Here is a 16,411-nt window from a genome sequence, read left to right as displayed (position 1 = left end):
TCCCGACCCGTTCACGACAGGGTGCATCCCCTCGGACGACCGACATACTAAGCGCTCGCTCACCTGTTGCGCCACCCCCGCCGCGCGCGGCGTCACACCCGCACGACCTCCACGCCGCTGCGGCGCAGCTCCTTCACCAGCGCCCGATCCGCCCCGGTGTCCGTCACCAGCGTGTCCACTGCCTCGATGCCGCAGATCGTGGCGAACGCCGTCCGGCCGAGCTTGGCCGAGTCGGCGACCACCACCACGCGGTTCGCCCGCGCGACGAACGCCCCGTTCACCGCCGCCTCCCCCTCGTGATGCGCGGCCGCCCCCCGCGTCGCGTCGATCGCGTCGACACCGAGGAACAGCACGTCCAGCGAGATCTGTTCGAGGATCGGCGTCGCGAGCGGCCCGGTGAGCTCGTAACTCAACGCCCGGGCCACGCCTCCCGTGACCACCACCCGCAGGTGCGGGCGCACGGCCAGCTCGTTGGCGATGTTCACGGCGTTCGTCACGACGACGACCTCGTCGCCCGGAGCGGGACCGCGCAGCTCGGGTCGCACCGCGAGCTCGCGAGCCACCTCGGTGGTCGTGGTTCCGCCGTTGAGACCCACCACCTGGGTCGGCTCGACCAGCGACGCCGCCTCCTGCGCGATCCGCGTCTTCTCCTCGGCGCGGCGGCCCGCCTTGTAGCGCAGGGGAAGATCCGCGGAACCGGGCGCCGACGTGGCGCCGCCCCGCGTGCGCGTGATGAGCTGCTGCTCGGCGAGTTCGTCGAGGTCTCTTCTCACCGTGGCCGCCGACACCCCGAGCTCCCGCACGAGCTCGTCGACGTGGACGCTCTCCCGCTCGATGACGAGTTCGAGCAGGCCCGCTAGCCTCTCGTGGCGGTTCATCGGCATTCTCTTTCCTTGCGTCGCGTCGTGGCGACCGTCGTTCTTCGCCACCTCGGGACGAGGCCGCGCGGTGCTATCGTCCTCATCGTACTGCGATTGTGACAGAAATTGATTGGTAGTCCGGTATAACGCGCAGTATCGAGCATTGCTATCCGGCGGCACCTGCGGGCTGCCGCTCCGCGCGGCAGCGGGAAGCGAGCACCCATGATCCTCACGATCACCCCCAATCCGGCCCTCGACGTCACGTACCACCTCCCGCGCGCGCAGTGGGGAGAGGTCAACCGCGTCGAGACGGTCTCCGAGACGGCGGGCGGCAAGGGGGTCAACGTCGCGCGGGTGCTGCACCGACTCGGCGAAGCGGTGGCGTGCACGGGCTTCCTCGGGGGCGACACCGGCGACCGGCTGCGCGCGCTGCTGTCCGACGTCGACCAGCGCTGGGTGCTGATCCCCTCGCCGACCCGGCGCACGACCGCGGTGGTCGACGCCGACACGACGACGTTGTTCAACGAACCCGGTCCCGCGGTGTCCGAGTCGGCGTGGGAACGCCTGTGCGCGCTGACCGCCGACGCCGTCGGGGACGGCGACGTGGTGACGGTGTCCGGTTCGATGCCGCCCGGCACCGGCGACGAGGCACTCGCCTCCGTGGTCGGCGCGGCGCGGCGACGTGGCGCACGGATCGTCGTCGACACCTCGGGACCACACCTGCTCGCCGCCGCCCGGGCCGGCGCCACGCTGCTCAAACCGAACCACCACGAACTCCGGGCGGCGACCGGATGCGACGACCTGGCGGCGGGCGCGCAACGGCTGCTCGACGAGGGAGCCGCCGGCGTGGTGGTCTCCCGCGCCGAAGCCGGAATGATCGCTCTGGTAGCGGATTCCGGCCGTCCACAGCGGACCTGGCAGGCTCGCCCGGTCGAGCTCGTGCACGGCAACCCGACCGGAGCGGGCGATGCGGCCGTCGCGGCGCTCGCCCGCGCTCTGCACCGCAACGAGCGGCCGCTTCCGGACATCCTCGCCGAGCAGCTCGCCGACGCCGTCGCCCTGTCCGCGGCCGCGGTGGCGAGGCCGGTCGCCGGAGAGGTCGACCTCGACATGTACGCGCGCACGCGAGCGAGCGTGGTGGCCTCCCCCGGCCTCGACCAGCACTGATCCACTCGGAGGCGCCGGTACGTCCGTTCGCCGTACAGCAGGTGCGAACACGCGGACGCAGGGAGCGGACACGCGTGCACAGACGGCGGACACGCGTGCGCAGACCGCGGACACGGCGGCGGCATCTTGATTGATTTTGATTGGAACGGCGCCACTTCAATCAACTCTTGACAGCTTGTTGGCGCGGAGTAAAGATTGCCGCCACGAAAGCGGACGAGACGGCATCCGCGCTCTCACCCGATGCCGACCACACCGACACCGACAGGGAGAAGTCATGGTGGAGGCCACTCCGAGCCGACGGACGTTCTTGCAGGGCGTGGGACTGGCAGCGGGAGCTGCGGGAGCCACGGGCATCCTCGCCGCGGGCGGCGCACTCCCGGCCGCCGCGGACCAGGACACCGCGGCCGCACCGGCCCGAGGGAAGGGCCAGCGCTCCATGATCGGAGTGCCGTTCGAACGCCACGACGAGGTCCGCATCGGCCTGATCGGCCTGGGCAACCGCGGTATGGGCATGCTCAGCGGCTGGACCGCCGTGCCCGGCGCCGTCGTGACCGCCGTGTGCGACACGCTGCCCGACCGGGCCAACCGGGCCGCCGACACCGTGCAGTCGGAGACCGGGCGACGCCCGACCATCTTCACCGGTGGCGACCGGGCCTACGAGGAGCTGTGCGCGTCCGACGAGGTCGACCTCGTCTACGTCGCGACGCCGTGGGAGTGGCACTTCCGCCAGGGCATGGCCGCCGTCAAGGGCGGCAAGCACGTCGGGATCGAACTGCCGATCGCGACCGAACTGAAGGAGCTGTGGCAGCTCGTCGACGCCTCCGAGCGCGCCCGACGCCACGTCTTCCTCATGGAGAACTGCTCGTACGGGCGCAACGAACTGGCGATCCTGCGCATGGCCCACGACGGCCTGTTCGGCGAGCTCACCAACGGGCACGGCGGCTACCTGCACGACCTGCGCGACCTGCTCTTCAGCGGCTACTACGAGCCGGACGACTGGCGCCGCGCGTGGCACGCCACGATCGACGCGAGCTTCTACGCCATGCACGGCCTCGCCCCGATCGCGGCGTGCATGGACATCAACCGCGGCGACCGGTTCACCCACCTCACCGCGACGAGCTCCGCCGCGCTCGGACTCGCCGACTACCGCGAGCGGTTCATGCCCGCCGACCACCCGTCGTGGACGGAGACCTACGTCAAGGGCGACCGCACCACGAGCATGCTGATGACCGAGAAGGGCCGCATGGTCCGCGCGGAGCACGACGTCAGCTCCCCGCGCCCCTACAGCCGGATCAACAGCATCGCGGGCACGCGGGGCCTGTTCGAGGACTACCCCACCCGCATCTACGTCGAGCCCGACCACAGTGGACACCAGTGGGCGGACGCGCAGCCCTACCTCGACCGCTACGACCACTGGCTGTGGCGCAAGGTCGGTGACGACGCCGCGAACAACGGTGGCCACGGAGGCATGGACTACATCCTGCAGTGGCGGATCGTGCAGCAGATGCGGGCGGGACTGGTGCCGGACATCGACGTGTACGACTCCGCCGTGTGGTGCTCCTCGGTGCCTCTGTCCGGCGAGTCGATCCGCAAGGGCGGACGGCCCGTCGCGGTGCCCGACTTCACGCGCGGCCGCTGGTCGGAGTCGCGTCCCGGGCTCGACTCGGAGGAGACCGACATGCCCGCGGTCGCGAAGTAACCGCGGCTTCGAGAACCGTCGACTCGCCGGCCCCTCGTGGCCGGCGAGTCGCATCCACTCAACCGATCCCAAAGGAGGGGCGGCCGTGACCCGACGGATTCGTGCCACGGCCCTGGTAGCGGCGACCGCGATGACGCTCGCCGCGTGCTCGGGCGGAGATTCCGCCGAGGACGGCACCGTCGAGCTAACCATGCTCGCGGCGTCCTACTCGGACAACACCAAGAAGCTGTGGGAGGAGGTGATCGACGGTTTCGAGGACGCCAACCCGGGCGTGACGGTGAAGCTCGAAATGCAGTCGTGGGAGAACATCAACGACGTCATCCGGACCAGGGTGCAGTCCAACGAAGCGCCCGACCTCCTCAGCATCGACGCGTTCGCGGGCTACGTCGAGGACGAACTGCTGTACTCGGCCGAGGAGCTGGTGTCGCCGGAGACGATCGACGACTTCCAGGACTCGTTCCGGGAGAACGCCTCCGTCGACGGCATCCAGTACGGCTTCCCGCTGATCGCCTCCGCGCGGGCGCTGTTCGTCAACGACGACCTGTTGGAGCAGGCCGGGGTCGAGGAGCCGCCCACGACGTGGGACGAGCTGTACGACGCGGCCAAGGCCGTCACCGACAACACCGACGCCTACGGCTACGGCCTGCCGCTCGGCTCCGAGGAGGCACAGGCCGAGGCGGGGATCTGGTTCCTCGGCGCCGGTGGCGGCTACGGCACCCCCGGCGAGATCACCGTGGACACTCCGCAGAACCTCGAAGCGGCGCGGTTCATGAAGAAGCTCCACGACGACGGGCTGACCCAGCCGGACGCGGGCGCCACCCAGCGCACGCCGATGCTCGACCAGTTCATCCAGGGCAAGTTCGGCATGGCGGTCGGGCTGCCGCCGATCGTGGGCATGATCGAGGAGAAGAACCCGGACCTCGACTACTCCGTCGTCGACATCCCCACCAAGGACGGCGAGAAGGTGACCCTCGGCGTCGCCGACCACCTCATGGCCTTCCGCAACGACGAGGAGAAGACCGAGCAGATCGGCGCCTTCCTCGACTACTTCTACCAGGCCGAGAACTACCTGAACTTCGTCGAGACGGAGGGTTTCCTGCCCGTCACGAAGTCGGGCGCCGAGCAGTCGACCGACGAGGCCATGAAGCCGTTCCTCGACCTGCTGCCGCACGCGCAGTTCTACCCGTCGACCAACCCGGCGTGGGCGACCGCGCAGTCGGCGATGCAGTCGCAGATCGGGCTCATCGCCACGGGAACCGACCCGAAGCAGGTCCTGGCCGGAATCCAGGCCGAGGTCGACAACGCCTGAGGTGACCAGCGCGGGGTGCGGTCCCGACCGACCGCGCCCCGCGCTCCACGACGAGGGAACGCCCATGCCACGCACTGCAACCGACACCGCGCGTCGCCGCGGCGGGTCCGGCCGTGACCTGCTGAAGGCGCTGCCGTGGATCGGCCCCAGCCTGCTGCTCATCGCCGGAGTCGTCCTGTACCCGGCCGTGTTGATGATCATCAACTCGACCCGGGAGATCTCGCAGACCGGCAAGGACCGCGGCAGCGCGGGTCTCGACAACTACGAGGCGCTGTTCGACCTGCCCGCACTGCCCGGGGTCCTCCTCCGCACGGTGCTGTGGGTGTCGGTCGTCGTCGTGGTCACCATCGTGTTGTCGATGGCGCTGGCGAACCTGCTGAACAAAGCCTTCCCGGGACGCCAGTTCGTGCGGCTGGCGGTGATCGTGCCGTGGGCGGCGTCGGTGGTCATGACGACCACGGTCATCTACTACGGCCTGGAACCCGGCTACGGCATCGTGCAGCAGTTCCTCCACGACATCGGTCTCCTCGACTCGCCCGACTTCGGCTTCACCAAGTCGATGCCGTCGGCGTTCCTCGTCGCGATCGGCATCGCGATCTTCGTGTCGCTGCCCTTCACGACGTACACGCTGCTGGCGGGCCTGCAGTCGGTGAGTCCGGAGCTGCTGGAGGCGGCCCGCATCGACGGCGCCTCGCCCCGCGTGACGTACTTCCGCATCGTGCTGCCGCACCTGCGGCCCGCCCTCGCCGTGGCCACGATCATCAACATCATCAACGTCTACAACAACTTCCCGATCCTCTCCGTCGTCACCGGAGCGCTTCCGGGCTACGACGCCGACACGACGACCACGCTGATGTTCAAGGTGCTGCAGGACATGCGCGACTCCGGGATGGCGTCGGCGCTCGCGGTGCTGAATCTGGTCATCGTGATCGCGGTGATCGCGGTGTACGTGCGGATCGTGAAACCACTGAAGGCGGTCGACGAATGAGCACTGTGGCCGGTCCCGCCGCCCCGTCCCCGGCGCCGGAGACTCCCTCCGCCCGCCCACGCCTCCGGCGCCGCAGCGCGCCGAAGGTTCAGGAAGTACCCGGGGCGCGGGGCTCGATCCCGTTGCGCGTGATCGCGGGTGCCGTCGTGGCGCTGGTCTTCCTGCTGCCCTACGCCGTGATGCTCATCGGGTCGTTCAAGTCGCGGCCCGAGATCCTGCGCATTCCCCCGACCTACCTGCCGGAGGAGTGGCATCCCGACAACTACGTCTCCATGTGGTCCACGCCGGAGACGCCGCTGCCCGACAACCTGACCTCCACGCTCGTCATCGCGGGTTGCGCCACGCTGCTCACTCTCGCGGTGGCCACCCCCGCGGCGTACTACACGGCCCGCTTCCGGTTCCCTGGTCGCCTGGCCTTCCTGTTCTGCGTGCTCGTCACCCAGATGCTGCAACCCGCCGTGCTGGTGGCCGGGCTGTTCCGTCAGGTGCTGTCGTGGGGCATCCAGGACACCTGGCTCGCCATGATCCTCATCAACGCGGCGTTCAACATGTCGTTCGCCACCTGGATCATGCACTCGTTCTTCGCCTCGATCCCGAAGGAGCTCGACGAGGCCGCGCAGATCGACGGCGCGAGCCGGTGGACGGTGTTCTTCCGCGTCACGCTGCCTCTGGTGTGGCCGGGCATCGTCACGGCCGTGATCTTCACGTTCGTCGCGGCCTGGAACGAGTTCGCCGCCTCACTGGTGATCCTCACCTCGGCGGAGAACCAACCGCTGTCGGTGGCGCTGACCAAGTTCGTGGGCCAGTACGACTCGGCGTGGCAGTACGTGTTCGGCGTCTCGATCGTGGCGATCGTGCCGGTGGTGCTGCTGTTCGCCGCCATCGAGAAGCGACTCGTGGCGGGCCTGACCGCCGGAAGCGTCAAGTAGGTGCCCGTGTCCGACACCGTCGACCCTGCTCGGGGACCCCGGCCCGCCGTCGTCGCCCTCGACGTGGGTGGCACGTTCGTCAAGTGGCTCGTCGCGGACGAGAGAGGCGTCCTGCGGCAGGGCAGCGTCGAGACGCGGGCCGCGGCGGGCCCCGCCTCCGCGTTCGCGGTCGTGCTCGACACCGTGGACACCGCGCTGTCGGCCGTGCCCGCGACACACCGGCCCGTGGGCGTCGGGGTTGCCGTGCCCGGCACGGTCGACGAGCGGCGGGGCGTGTGCGTGCACTCGGAGAACCTCGGCTGGCGTGACCTGCCCGTGGCGCAACGGCTTCGCGAGCACACCGGCCTCGCCGTCGGGTTCGGCCACGACGTGCGCTCGGGAGCCACGGCGGAAGCGCGACTCGGCGCCGGGCGCGAGGTGCCCGACCAGGTGTACGTGTCCGTGGGCACCGGGCTGGCGGCGGCGCTCCTCCTCGACGGCCGGATGGTGAGTTCCGGCGGCTACGCGGGCGAGATCGGACACGGCGGCGCCCTCGACGGCGCCCCGTGCGTGTGCGGTGGGCGCGGTTGCGCCGAGACCGTGGCCTCGGCAGCCGCGATCGCCCGCCGCTACACCGCCGCGTCCGGCGTCGCCGTCGACGGCGCTCGGGACGTCCTCGCCCGCGCGCGTGCGGGTGAGGACGTGGCCCGACGCGTGTGGGACGACGCCGTCGAGGTGCTGTCGTCGCTGGTGGCCGACCTCGTCCGCGTGACCGGGGTGCCGCACGTCGTCATCGGTGGCGGGCTCGTCCACGCGGGCGAGGACCTGCTCGGCCCGCTGCGCGACCAGGTTCGCGCCCGCCTCACCGTGCACCCGGACCCTCGCATCGTGCCCGCCGCGCTCGGCGGAACGGCCGGGTCGTGGGGCGCGGCGCTGCTCGGGTGGGAGGCCTCCGGCGCCGACCTCGGTCCGATCGTGGCCGCGTACGGGGACGCGGCGCGAAGACCGGCCTAGCCCTCACCAGCCCTCCATCGCACACAGGCAGCACCTCGGACAAAGGAGCGAAAGTGACCACTCCCCTCGTCTCGGCGGAGATCGCCAGCCAGCCCCACGCCTGGCGCCAGGCCGCGGCGCTCGCCGCCTCGTCCCCGTTGCCCGCGCGCGGCCTTCGGGTGGCCGTCGTCGGCTGCGGCACGAGCTGGTTCATCGCCCAGGCGTACGCGGCGCGTCGCGAAGCACTCGGCCACGGGCTCACCGACGCGTTCGCGGCGAGCGAGTTCCCGGCCGGCCGGGACTACGACCTGGTGGTGGCCATCTCGCGGTCCGGGACCACCACGGAGGTCCTGGAGCTGTTGACCGCGCTGCGCGGCCGGGTGCGGACGCTCGCCGTGATCGGCGACCCCGAGTCGCCGGGCCGGTCGGCTGCCGACGACGTCGTCGTGCTGCCCTTCGCCGACGAGCGATCGGTGGTGCAGACCCGCTTCGCCACGTCGACCCTGAGCCTGCTGCGCGCCGGGCTGGGCGAGGACGTCGAGGCGCTGGCGAGCGCGGCGGACGAGGCCGTGCACTGGCAGGTTCCCGAGAGCCTGTTGGAGCGCTCGCAGTTCACCTTCCTCGGCCGCGGGTGGAGCGTCGGGCTCGCCCACGAGGCGGCGCTCAAGGCGCGCGAGGCCGCCATCGCCTGGACGGAGTCGTATCCGGCGATGGACTACCGCCACGGTCCGAAGGCCATCTCGGACGACTCCTCGGCGGTGGTGTTCCTCGGCGAGCGGCCGGAGGGACTCGTGGCCGAGGTCGAGGCCACGGGAGCACTCGCGGTGTGGTTCGACGAGGACCCGCAGCTGACCCTGGTGCGCTGCCAGCTCTTCGCCGTCGCGCACGCGCTCGGGAAGGGACTCGACCCCGACCGCCCTCGCAACCTGACCCGCTCGATCGTCCTGTCCGGAGAGTGACCCCGTGCCCCTGGTGACCCCGCACACCGCGCTGCGCACGGCTCACGGGCAGCGCCGTGGCCTCGCGGCGTTCAACGTCATCCAGCTCGAACACGCCGAGGCGTACGCGACGGCGGCCGAGACGGCGGGGCGCACGATCGTGCTGCAGATCAGCCAGAACGCCGTGCGCTACCACGGTGCCCTCGCGCCGCTGGCGAAGGCGGTGATCGCCGTCGCGGAGGCGTCGACCGCTCCCCTGGTGCTGCATCTGGACCACGCCGACGACCGGGCACTCGTGCGTGAGGCGCTGGAGCTCGGCTTCACGTCGGTGATGTTCGACGGCTCCGCCCTGCCCTACGACGAGAACGTCGCGAGCACCGCCGAGGTCGTCGCCGAGGCCCATGCCGCCGGTGTGGCGGTGGAGGCGGAACTCGGCGAGGTGGGCGGCAAGGACGGCGTCCACGCGCGCGGCGTGCGCACCGACCCGAAGGAGGCCGTGGCCTTCGTCCGCGACACCGGCGTGGATTCGCTGGCCGTGGCCGTGGGCTCGTCGCACGCGATGACCGAGCGGACGGCATCGCTGGACCTGGGCCGCATCGCGGAACTTCGGGAGGCGCTGGACGTCCCGTTGGTCCTGCACGGGTCGTCGGGCGTGCCCGACGAGACGTTGACCGCCGCGGTGCGCACCGGCATGACGAAGATCAACATCGCCACGCACCTCAACCACGCGTTCACCGACGCGGTCCGGGCCTACCTGGCGCAGCGGCCCGACGTGGTGGACCCGCGCAAGTACCTCGGCGCGGGCCGCACCGCGATGACCGACGAGGTGGTGCGGCTGCTCGACGTCATCGACGCCGTGTGAGCCCACCGGCGAAACCCCTCCACCTCCCGGCGGCACACCGGACCGGCGGCTGACGCACGCGTCGAGCCGCCGATCGCCCCGGGCACGGCGGTCCTTTCCGTCGTTCGCGTCGTCGCAGCCGACCGGTTCGTGCGGAGCGGACCGGGGCGGCCTGCGCGCGTACTGCCGCGACGGTAGGGTTGCCGAGGTCGCGGAACGGTCGTGCGCCGTTCCGCCCGTACTGTGGGGAGCCCCACCCCGGGTCCGATCATGCCGGTGCCGATGACGTTCCCGGCGGCTTGTCGAGTCTTGCAGGAGAGCTTCGTGCGCGTGTACCTGACATCGAGCGCATCGATTCCGCCATAACGCTCGGCCTCGAACGCCGGTGACTCCCCTCGCTGTTCGCTCACCCGTGTCGTGAGCTCCTTCCGGCCCTGATCAAGCGGGCCCGCAGCGCGAGAATCGCCGAGGCGACTCGCGCACCTCCCCGTCCCCCCTCGCACGCCCAGGGTCGTCCCGTGGGCGCGCCCGAGCACGACAGGTATCTCCCGTGTCCTCTCCCGCGAACTCCGCTCTCCGCCGTGGCGGCGTGCTTCCCGACTGGTGGAACCAGCCGAAGGTCTGGCGCACCGAGGTGCTGGCCGGTCTGGTCGTCGCACTGGCGCTCATCCCCGAGGCGATCTCGTTCTCGATCATCGCCGGGGTCGACCCCGCCGTCGGCCTGTTCGCCTCGTTCACCATGGCGGTCGTGATCTCGATCGTCGGCGGTCGCCGTGCGATGATCTCCGCCGCCACCGGGGCGATCGCGCTGGTGGTCGCTCCGCTGAACCACGAGCACGGCTTCGGCTACCTCGTCGCCGCCGTGATCCTGGCCGGGGTCATCCAAGTCGCGCTCGGCGCGCTCGGCGTGGCCAGGCTGATGCGCTACGTGCCGCGTTCGGTGATGGTCGGCTTCGTCAACTCACTGGCCATCCTGATCTTCCTGGCCCAGGTGCCCGAGCTGTACGACGTGCCGTGGGCCGTGTACCCACTCCTGCTCGGCGGACTGGCGATCATGGTGTTCTTCCCGAGGATCACCACCGTCGTTCCCGCCCCCCTGGTGTCCATCGTGGTACTCACCGTCATCACGGTCGGAGCGGGGATCGCCGTCCCCACGGTGGGCGACAAGGGCGAGCTGCCGTCCTCGCTGCCCGTGCCCGGACTGCCGGACGTCCCGTTCACAGTGGACACGCTGAGCATCATCGCCCCCTACGCCTTCGCGATGGCTCTGGTGGGGCTCATGGAGTCGTTGATGACAGCGACACTCGTCGACGACATCACCGACACCCGGTCATCGAAGACCCGCGAGTCGGTGGGCCAGGGTGTCGCCAACATCGTCACCGGCTTCTTCGGTGGCATGGGCGGCTGCGCCATGATCGGCCAGACCATGATCAACGTCAAGGTGTCCGGCGCCCGGACCCGGCTGTCCACGTTCCTCGCGGGCGTGTTCCTGATGATCCTGTGCATCGTCTTCGGCTCCTTGGTCTCCGACATCCCCATGGCCGCGCTGGTCGCCGTGATGGTGATGGTGTCCTTCGCGACCTTCGACTGGCACTCGATCGCTCCGAAGACCCTGAAGCGGATGCCCGCCGGTGAGATCGCCGTCATGGTCATCACCGTGGTCTGCGTCGTCGCCACCGACAACCTCGCCATCGGTGTCGTCGTCGGCTCCCTCACCGCGATCGTCCTGTTCGCCAAGCGGGTCGCCCACCTCGCCGACGTCACCGCCGTCACCGACCCCGACGGCACGAGCGTGCTCTACACCGTCACCGGCGAGTTGTTCTTCGCCTCGTCCAACGAGCTGGTCTCCCGCTTCGACTACGCAGGCGATCCGGACAAGGTCGTCATCGACCTCAGCTCCGCCCACGTCTGGGACGCCTCCTCCGTCGCCGCGCTGGACGCCGTCGAGGCCAAGTACCGGCAGCGCGGCAAGACGGTCGACATCGTCGGTCTCAACGACCCCAGCGCGCGACTCCACGGTCGACTCAGCGGCGAACTCGCCTGAGCCCGAGCGGGCTGCGGTCCGACCGAACCGCAGCCCGCTTCACTCCGTCCCGGAACGCTCACCCACGATCGGCTCCAGCATCCTCGCCCACTGCCGCACGAGACGCTGACGCCGTCTGGAGTCGTCACTGAGCAGGTCCGCCAGTCCGAGCCCCCGGGCGAGGTCGAGGGTCGCCTGCACGGTCTCGCGCACCCCCGGCCGCGACTCGTCCGCGTCGAGCAGGTCGACGGCCACACGGTGCGCCTCCCGGCCCACCTTCGCCTCCAGTGGCCCGAGCACCGCACGCAGAGCGTCGTCGGTGGAGGCCGCCACCCACAGGTGCAGCGCGGCGCGGAACTTCGTCCCGGTGTAGAGGTTGAGCAGCAGGCGCGCCACCGGCTCCGCCCGGCGACGTCCCGGCGGAAGGGTGCCGGCCCGCTCGCGCAGCTCGGCGATCTGCTCCTCGGCGAGGAACTCCACCGTCGCCACCACCAGATCCTCCCGCGTCGGGAAGTGGTGTTGGGCCGCGCCGCGCGACACTCCGGCCCGCTCGGCGACGACCCCCACCGTGGTGCCCGTCCAGCCGAGTTCGGCCAGGCAGTCCACGGCGGCCTCCATCAACCTCCGCCGGGTCGTGCGGCTGCGTTCCTGCCGGGGTTCACGCGCCATCGGCAGGATCGACCCAGAAGTCGAGCTGGAGGTCCTCCTCGCGTTCGGCGAGCCGGTACCGCGAGAGGTCGGTGACTCCCTCGGCGGCGAGCACCTCGTCGTCGATGAGGAACTGCCCGGTGCGCTCCCGGCTGGGCTTCGTCAGGACCGCGTACGCGGCGTCGGCCATGATCTCCGGCGTGCGCGACCGGCTCACGAGCGCCTCGCCGACCACGTTGCGGATGGCCGCGGTGTCGATGGTGGTGCGCGGCCACAACGAGTTCACGGCCACCCCGTCGTTCCTCAGCTCCGCGGCCAGCCCCACGGTCACGAGGCTCATGGAGTACTTGGCGATGCTGTAGGCGAGGTGGCCGCCGGTGAACCACTTCTCCTCCAGCCGGATCGGCGGCGAGAGCGTGAGGATGTGCGGGTTGGCCGAACGGCGCAGGTGCGGGATCGCCGTGCGCGACAGCAGGAACGATCCGCGGGCGTTGATGTCCTGCATCAGGTCGTAGCGCTTCATGGGGATGGTCTCGGACGGCGTGAGGTCGATCGCGCTCGCGTTGTTCACCACGATGTCGAGACCACCGAACTGCTCCACGGTCTGCTGGACCGCGCGCTCCACCGTCTCGTCGTCGCGGATGTCCCCCACGATCGGCAGGGCGTGCCCGCCCGCGTCCTCGATCGCCTTGGCGGCCGTGTGGATCGTCCCGGGTAGCTTCGGGTGCGGCTCGGCGGTCTTGGCGAGCAGCGTCACGTTCGCGCCGTCACGCGCCGCGCGCACGGCGATCGCCTCGCCGATGCCGCGGCTGCCGCCGGACATGATGATCGTCTTCCCGGACAGATCGGTCAACGGACAACTCCTGGTTCTCGTCAGTACGACTTGGGCAGGCCGAGGCTGTGCTGGGCCACATAGTTGAGGATCATCTCCCGGCTCACCGGGGCGATCCGGCCCACCCGCACCGCGGCCAACATCGTGCCCAGACCGTACTCGGAGGCCAATCCGTTGCCGCCGTGCACCTGGACGGCCTGGTCGACGGCACGCACCGCCACCTCGGCTCCCGCGTACTTCGCCATGTTCGCGGCCTCGCCCGCGGCGGCGTCGTCGCCCGAGTCGTAGATCGCCGCGGCCTTCTGGGTCATGAGTCTCGCCAGTTCGAGCTCGATCTTCACCTCCGCCAGCGGGTGCGCGAGTCCCTGGTGCGAACCGATCGGCGCACCGAAGACACTGCGGTCACGGGCGTAGCGCACCGCCTTGTCGAGCGCGTACCGCGCGATGCCGGCCGAGAACGAGGCGCCCATGATGCGCTCGGGGTTGAGGCCCGCGAACAACTGCGCGATCGCCGCGTCCTCCTCCCCCACGAGTGCGTCTCCGGGCAGGCGTACGTCGTCGAGGAGCAGTTCGAACTGCTTGTCCGCCGACACCAGGTCCATGGGGATGGCCCGGTACTCCAGGCCCGGACTGTCGGTGGGCACCACGAACAGCGCCGGCTTGAGCGTGCCGGTGCGGGCGTCGGACGTCCGGCCCACCACGAGCACCGCATCGGCCTCGTCGACGCCCGAGATGAACACCTTGCGCCCGCTCAACACCCAGTCGCCGCCGTCGCGGCGGGCCGTGGTGGTGATGCGGTGGGCGTTCGATCCGGCGTCGGGTTCGGTGATGGCGAACGACATCCGCACCCGTCCGCTCGCGAACCCGGGCAGCCAGCGGGCCTTCTGCTCGTCGGTCCCGAACCGCGCGATCACCGTGGCGCAGATCGCAGGAGAGACCACCATGAGCAGCATCGGGGTGCCCGCCGCGCAGAACTCCTCGCACACGGCGGCCAGTTCGCCGATGCCCGCACCCCCTCCCCCGTAGGCCTCGGGAACCGAGACACCGAGGTAGCCGAGCCGGCCCGCCTCGTCCCACAGTTCACTCGTGTGACCGCCGCCACGGGCCTTGCCGAGGTAGTACTCGTGGCCGTACTTCGCCGCGAGCTCGGCCACGGCCGCACGCAGCTCCTGGCGTTCGGACGGTTCGGTGAAGGTCACGCTGGCTCCTTCGCTGTGTCGGCGGGGTCGGTGGTGTCGGTCGGTTCCGGGCTCGCCTTCGGAGTGACCACGGCCAGGACCGCGCCCTGTTCGACCTGCGTTCCCGGGGCCACGGCGAGCTCGGTGACCACGCCGTCGACCGGGGCGGCGACGCGGTGCTCCATCTTCATCGCCTCCAACCACAACAGCGGTTGACCGGCGCGGACCTCGTCGCCGACCGCCACGGCCACGCGCGCCACCGCGCCGGGCATGGGAGCGGTCAACGATCCCTCGGCGAGCTCGGCCGCCGGATCGCCGAAGCGCGGGACGGGAGTGAGGCCGACGAAGCCTTGCGGAGAGTCCACCGTCACGAGGTCCGGATAGCGACACACGTCGAAGGCCCGCCGCACTCCACCGACGGTCAACAGCACCCGCTCGGGCGTCGCGGACTCCACGGTGACGTCGGCGCGGTCCTCCGGCACGAAGCCCGACCGGGTGGCGGTGTAGCGGACGACGTGCTCGACCCCGCCGTGCCGGTAGCTCTTGGTGTGGGGAGCCGACGGCACGTTGCGCCACCCGGCCGGCAGGGACGCGAGCACACGGGCCCGCGCTCGGTTGTGGGCCGCGTCGGCGAGCGCGGCGGCCAGCACCGACAACCGCACGGTGTCCTCGCTCGCCCCCGCGTCGAGCACCTCGGCGGCATGGCGGTCGAGGAAGTCGGTGTGCGTGTCACCGGCGAGGAACGCGGGATGCCGCAGGACGGCCACGAGCAGGTCGCGGTTGGTGACGAGCCCGTGCAGCCGCGCCGCCTCCAGCGCCCCGGCGAGCATGCGGGCCGTCGCCCTCCGGTCAGGACCCCACGCGATCACCTTCGCCAGCATCGGGTCGTAGTGCACGCCGACCGTGGTGCCGTCGCCCACACCGCTGTCGAGCCGGATGCCGTGGCGGTCGGGCACCGTGAACTCCGCCCGCACGTCCCGCACCGCGAACCGGTGCAGCGTCCCGCTGCCCGGCCGCCAGTCGGCACGCGGGTCCTCGGCGTAGAGGCGCGCCTCGATCGCGTGCCCGCGCGCCTCGGGCGGTTCGGGCGGGAGTGCCTCGCCCTCGGCGATCCGCAGCTGCCATGCGACGAGGTCGAGGCCGGTGACGCACTCGGTGACCGGATGTTCGACCTGCAACCGCGTGTTCATCTCCAGGAAGAAGAACTCGCCGTCGTCGGTGACGAGGAACTCCACGGTGCCCGCGCCGACGTAGTCCACCGCCCGGCAGACGGACTCCGCCGCGGCGAACAACGCGCGCCGCAGTTTCTCGTCCACACCGGACGGTGCTTCCTCGATCACCTTCTGGTGCCTGCGCTGGATCGAACACTCCCGCTCCCCCACCGCCCAGACGGTGCCGTGGGTGTCGGCCAGCACCTGCACCTCGATGTGGCGGCCGCGCTCGACGTAGCGTTCGCAGAACACGGTCGCGTCGCCGAACGCGGAGGCGGCCTCGGCGCGGGCCGCCGTCACCGCGGCGGCGAGGTCGGCCCGCCGGTGGACCACGCGCATCCCGCGTCCACCACCGCCAGCGGACGCCTTCACCAGCACCGGCAGCGCGTCGTCGGTGAGCTCGTCCGGATCGAGTTCGGCCAGCACCGGTACTCCGGCCTGCGCCACCACACGTTTCGACGCCACTTTCGAGCCCATGAGCGCGATGCTCTCCGGCGACGGTCCGATCCAGGTCAGTCCCGCGTCGAGCACCGCGCGGGCGAACTCCGCGCTCTCGGACAGGAAACCGTAGCCCGGGTGCACCGCATCGGCACCGGCGGCGAGCGCCGCCGCGACCACCGAATCCACCCGCAGATAGGTGTCCGCGGGCGTGTCACCCGGCAACCGCACCGCGGCGTCGGCGGCCTCGGCGTGCAACGCGTGCGTGTCGGCGTCGGAGTACACCGCGACGGTGCCCACACCGCGTTCCCGGCAGGTCCGGAAGATCCGCAGCGCGATCTCACCGCGGTTGGCGACCAGCAGGTTCGTGATCACAAA

Annotated in this window: 14 protein-coding genes; 9 read left to right on the top strand and 5 right to left on the bottom strand. The window is 70.8% G+C overall.

Features of this window, described 5'->3' with window-relative positions; genetic code table 11:
- Positions 1-92 precede the first annotated feature (92 nt).
- Positions 93-878 carry a DeoR/GlpR family DNA-binding transcription regulator gene (locus SACAZDRAFT_RS00780; RefSeq protein ID WP_040927861.1) on the bottom strand — a complete coding sequence of 262 codons (786 nt, stop codon included), beginning with the start codon at positions 876-878 and terminating at the stop codon, positions 93-95.
- A gap of 204 nt (positions 879-1,082) precedes the next feature.
- Between SACAZDRAFT_RS00780 and SACAZDRAFT_RS00775 the strand changes: the two genes are divergently transcribed.
- The 9 genes from SACAZDRAFT_RS00775 (at position 1,083) to SACAZDRAFT_RS00735 (ending at position 11,747) form a co-directional block, all read left to right on the top strand.
- Positions 1,083-2,027, top strand: coding sequence for a 1-phosphofructokinase family hexose kinase (locus SACAZDRAFT_RS00775; RefSeq protein WP_005437709.1), 945 nt, complete (start codon positions 1,083-1,085; stop codon positions 2,025-2,027).
- A 274-nt stretch (positions 2,028-2,301) separates the two neighbouring features.
- Positions 2,302-3,726 (top strand): Gfo/Idh/MocA family protein, encoded by a 1,425-nt coding sequence (locus tag SACAZDRAFT_RS00770; RefSeq protein WP_005437707.1) that lies wholly within the window; start codon positions 2,302-2,304, stop codon positions 3,724-3,726.
- 85 nt (positions 3,727-3,811) lie between these two features.
- Entirely contained in the window at positions 3,812-5,035 is a 1,224-nt protein-coding gene (locus SACAZDRAFT_RS00765; RefSeq protein ID WP_005437704.1) for an extracellular solute-binding protein, read from the top strand.
- 64 nt (positions 5,036-5,099) lie between these two features.
- A complete protein-coding gene (locus SACAZDRAFT_RS00760) occupies positions 5,100-6,023 on the top strand; it encodes a carbohydrate ABC transporter permease (RefSeq protein WP_005437702.1) in 924 nt (307 codons plus the stop codon).
- Positions 6,020-6,952 carry a carbohydrate ABC transporter permease gene (locus SACAZDRAFT_RS00755; RefSeq protein ID WP_005437700.1) on the top strand — a complete coding sequence of 311 codons (933 nt, stop codon included), beginning with the start codon at positions 6,020-6,022 and terminating at the stop codon, positions 6,950-6,952. The genes SACAZDRAFT_RS00760 and SACAZDRAFT_RS00755 overlap by 4 nt, the downstream gene beginning before the upstream one ends.
- Before the next feature lie 6 nt (positions 6,953-6,958).
- On the top strand, positions 6,959-7,945 hold the full coding sequence (locus SACAZDRAFT_RS00750) for an ROK family protein (protein ID WP_005437698.1): 987 nt from the start codon (positions 6,959-6,961) through the stop codon (positions 7,943-7,945).
- Between the two features lie 53 nt (positions 7,946-7,998).
- Positions 7,999-8,883 carry an SIS domain-containing protein gene (locus SACAZDRAFT_RS00745; RefSeq protein ID WP_005437696.1) on the top strand — a complete coding sequence of 295 codons (885 nt, stop codon included), beginning with the start codon at positions 7,999-8,001 and terminating at the stop codon, positions 8,881-8,883.
- Between the two features lie 4 nt (positions 8,884-8,887).
- Positions 8,888-9,724, top strand: coding sequence for a class II fructose-bisphosphate aldolase (locus SACAZDRAFT_RS00740; RefSeq protein ID WP_005437694.1), 837 nt, complete (start codon positions 8,888-8,890; stop codon positions 9,722-9,724).
- Positions 9,725-10,253: 529 nt separating this feature from the next.
- Positions 10,254-11,747 carry a SulP family inorganic anion transporter gene (locus SACAZDRAFT_RS00735; RefSeq protein ID WP_005437691.1) on the top strand — a complete coding sequence of 498 codons (1,494 nt, stop codon included), beginning with the start codon at positions 10,254-10,256 and terminating at the stop codon, positions 11,745-11,747.
- Positions 11,748-11,786: 39 nt separating this feature from the next.
- Here SACAZDRAFT_RS00735 and SACAZDRAFT_RS00730 read toward each other — a convergent pair whose 3' ends face one another.
- The 4 genes from SACAZDRAFT_RS00730 to SACAZDRAFT_RS00715 are packed head-to-tail and all read right to left on the bottom strand — an operon-like array spanning position 11,787 to position 16,408.
- Positions 11,787-12,395, bottom strand: a complete 609-nt coding sequence (locus SACAZDRAFT_RS00730; RefSeq protein ID WP_005437689.1) for a TetR/AcrR family transcriptional regulator — start codon at positions 12,393-12,395, stop codon at positions 11,787-11,789.
- Positions 12,385-13,227 carry an SDR family oxidoreductase gene (locus SACAZDRAFT_RS00725; protein ID WP_005437687.1) on the bottom strand — a complete coding sequence of 281 codons (843 nt, stop codon included), beginning with the start codon at positions 13,225-13,227 and terminating at the stop codon, positions 12,385-12,387. Before SACAZDRAFT_RS00725 ends, SACAZDRAFT_RS00730 begins: the two co-directional genes overlap by 11 nt.
- Before the next feature lie 20 nt (positions 13,228-13,247).
- The gene (locus SACAZDRAFT_RS00720) at positions 13,248-14,405 is read right to left on the bottom strand and encodes an acyl-CoA dehydrogenase family protein (RefSeq protein WP_005437685.1); all 1,158 of its coding nucleotides are present in this window, start codon (positions 14,403-14,405) and stop codon (positions 13,248-13,250) included.
- Complete coding sequence (locus SACAZDRAFT_RS00715) at positions 14,402-16,408, bottom strand: acetyl/propionyl/methylcrotonyl-CoA carboxylase subunit alpha (protein WP_005437683.1); 2,007 nt, start codon at positions 16,406-16,408, stop codon at positions 14,402-14,404. The genes SACAZDRAFT_RS00720 and SACAZDRAFT_RS00715 overlap by 4 nt, the downstream gene beginning before the upstream one ends.
- Positions 16,409-16,411: the final 3 nt, after the last annotated feature.

The sequence above is a fragment of the Saccharomonospora azurea NA-128 genome (assembly GCF_000231055.2).
GTDB classification, from domain to species: domain Bacteria; phylum Actinomycetota; class Actinomycetes; order Mycobacteriales; family Pseudonocardiaceae; genus Saccharomonospora; species Saccharomonospora azurea.
This window is presented reverse-complemented; position numbering and strand designations above follow the sequence as displayed.

Coding starts and splice junctions, on each gene's coding strand:
- SACAZDRAFT_RS00780 (WP_040927861.1), bottom strand. CDS start 878: ATGAACCGCCACGAGAGGCTAGCGGGCCTGCTCGAACTCGTCATCGAG.
- SACAZDRAFT_RS00775 (WP_005437709.1), top strand. CDS start 1,083: ATGATCCTCACGATCACCCCCAATCCGGCCCTCGACGTCACGTACCAC.
- SACAZDRAFT_RS00770 (WP_005437707.1), top strand. CDS start 2,302: ATGGTGGAGGCCACTCCGAGCCGACGGACGTTCTTGCAGGGCGTGGGA.
- SACAZDRAFT_RS00760 (WP_005437702.1), top strand. CDS start 5,100: ATGCCACGCACTGCAACCGACACCGCGCGTCGCCGCGGCGGGTCCGGC.
- SACAZDRAFT_RS00755 (WP_005437700.1), top strand. CDS start 6,020: ATGAGCACTGTGGCCGGTCCCGCCGCCCCGTCCCCGGCGCCGGAGACT.
- SACAZDRAFT_RS00730 (WP_005437689.1), bottom strand. CDS start 12,395: ATGGCGCGTGAACCCCGGCAGGAACGCAGCCGCACGACCCGGCGGAGG.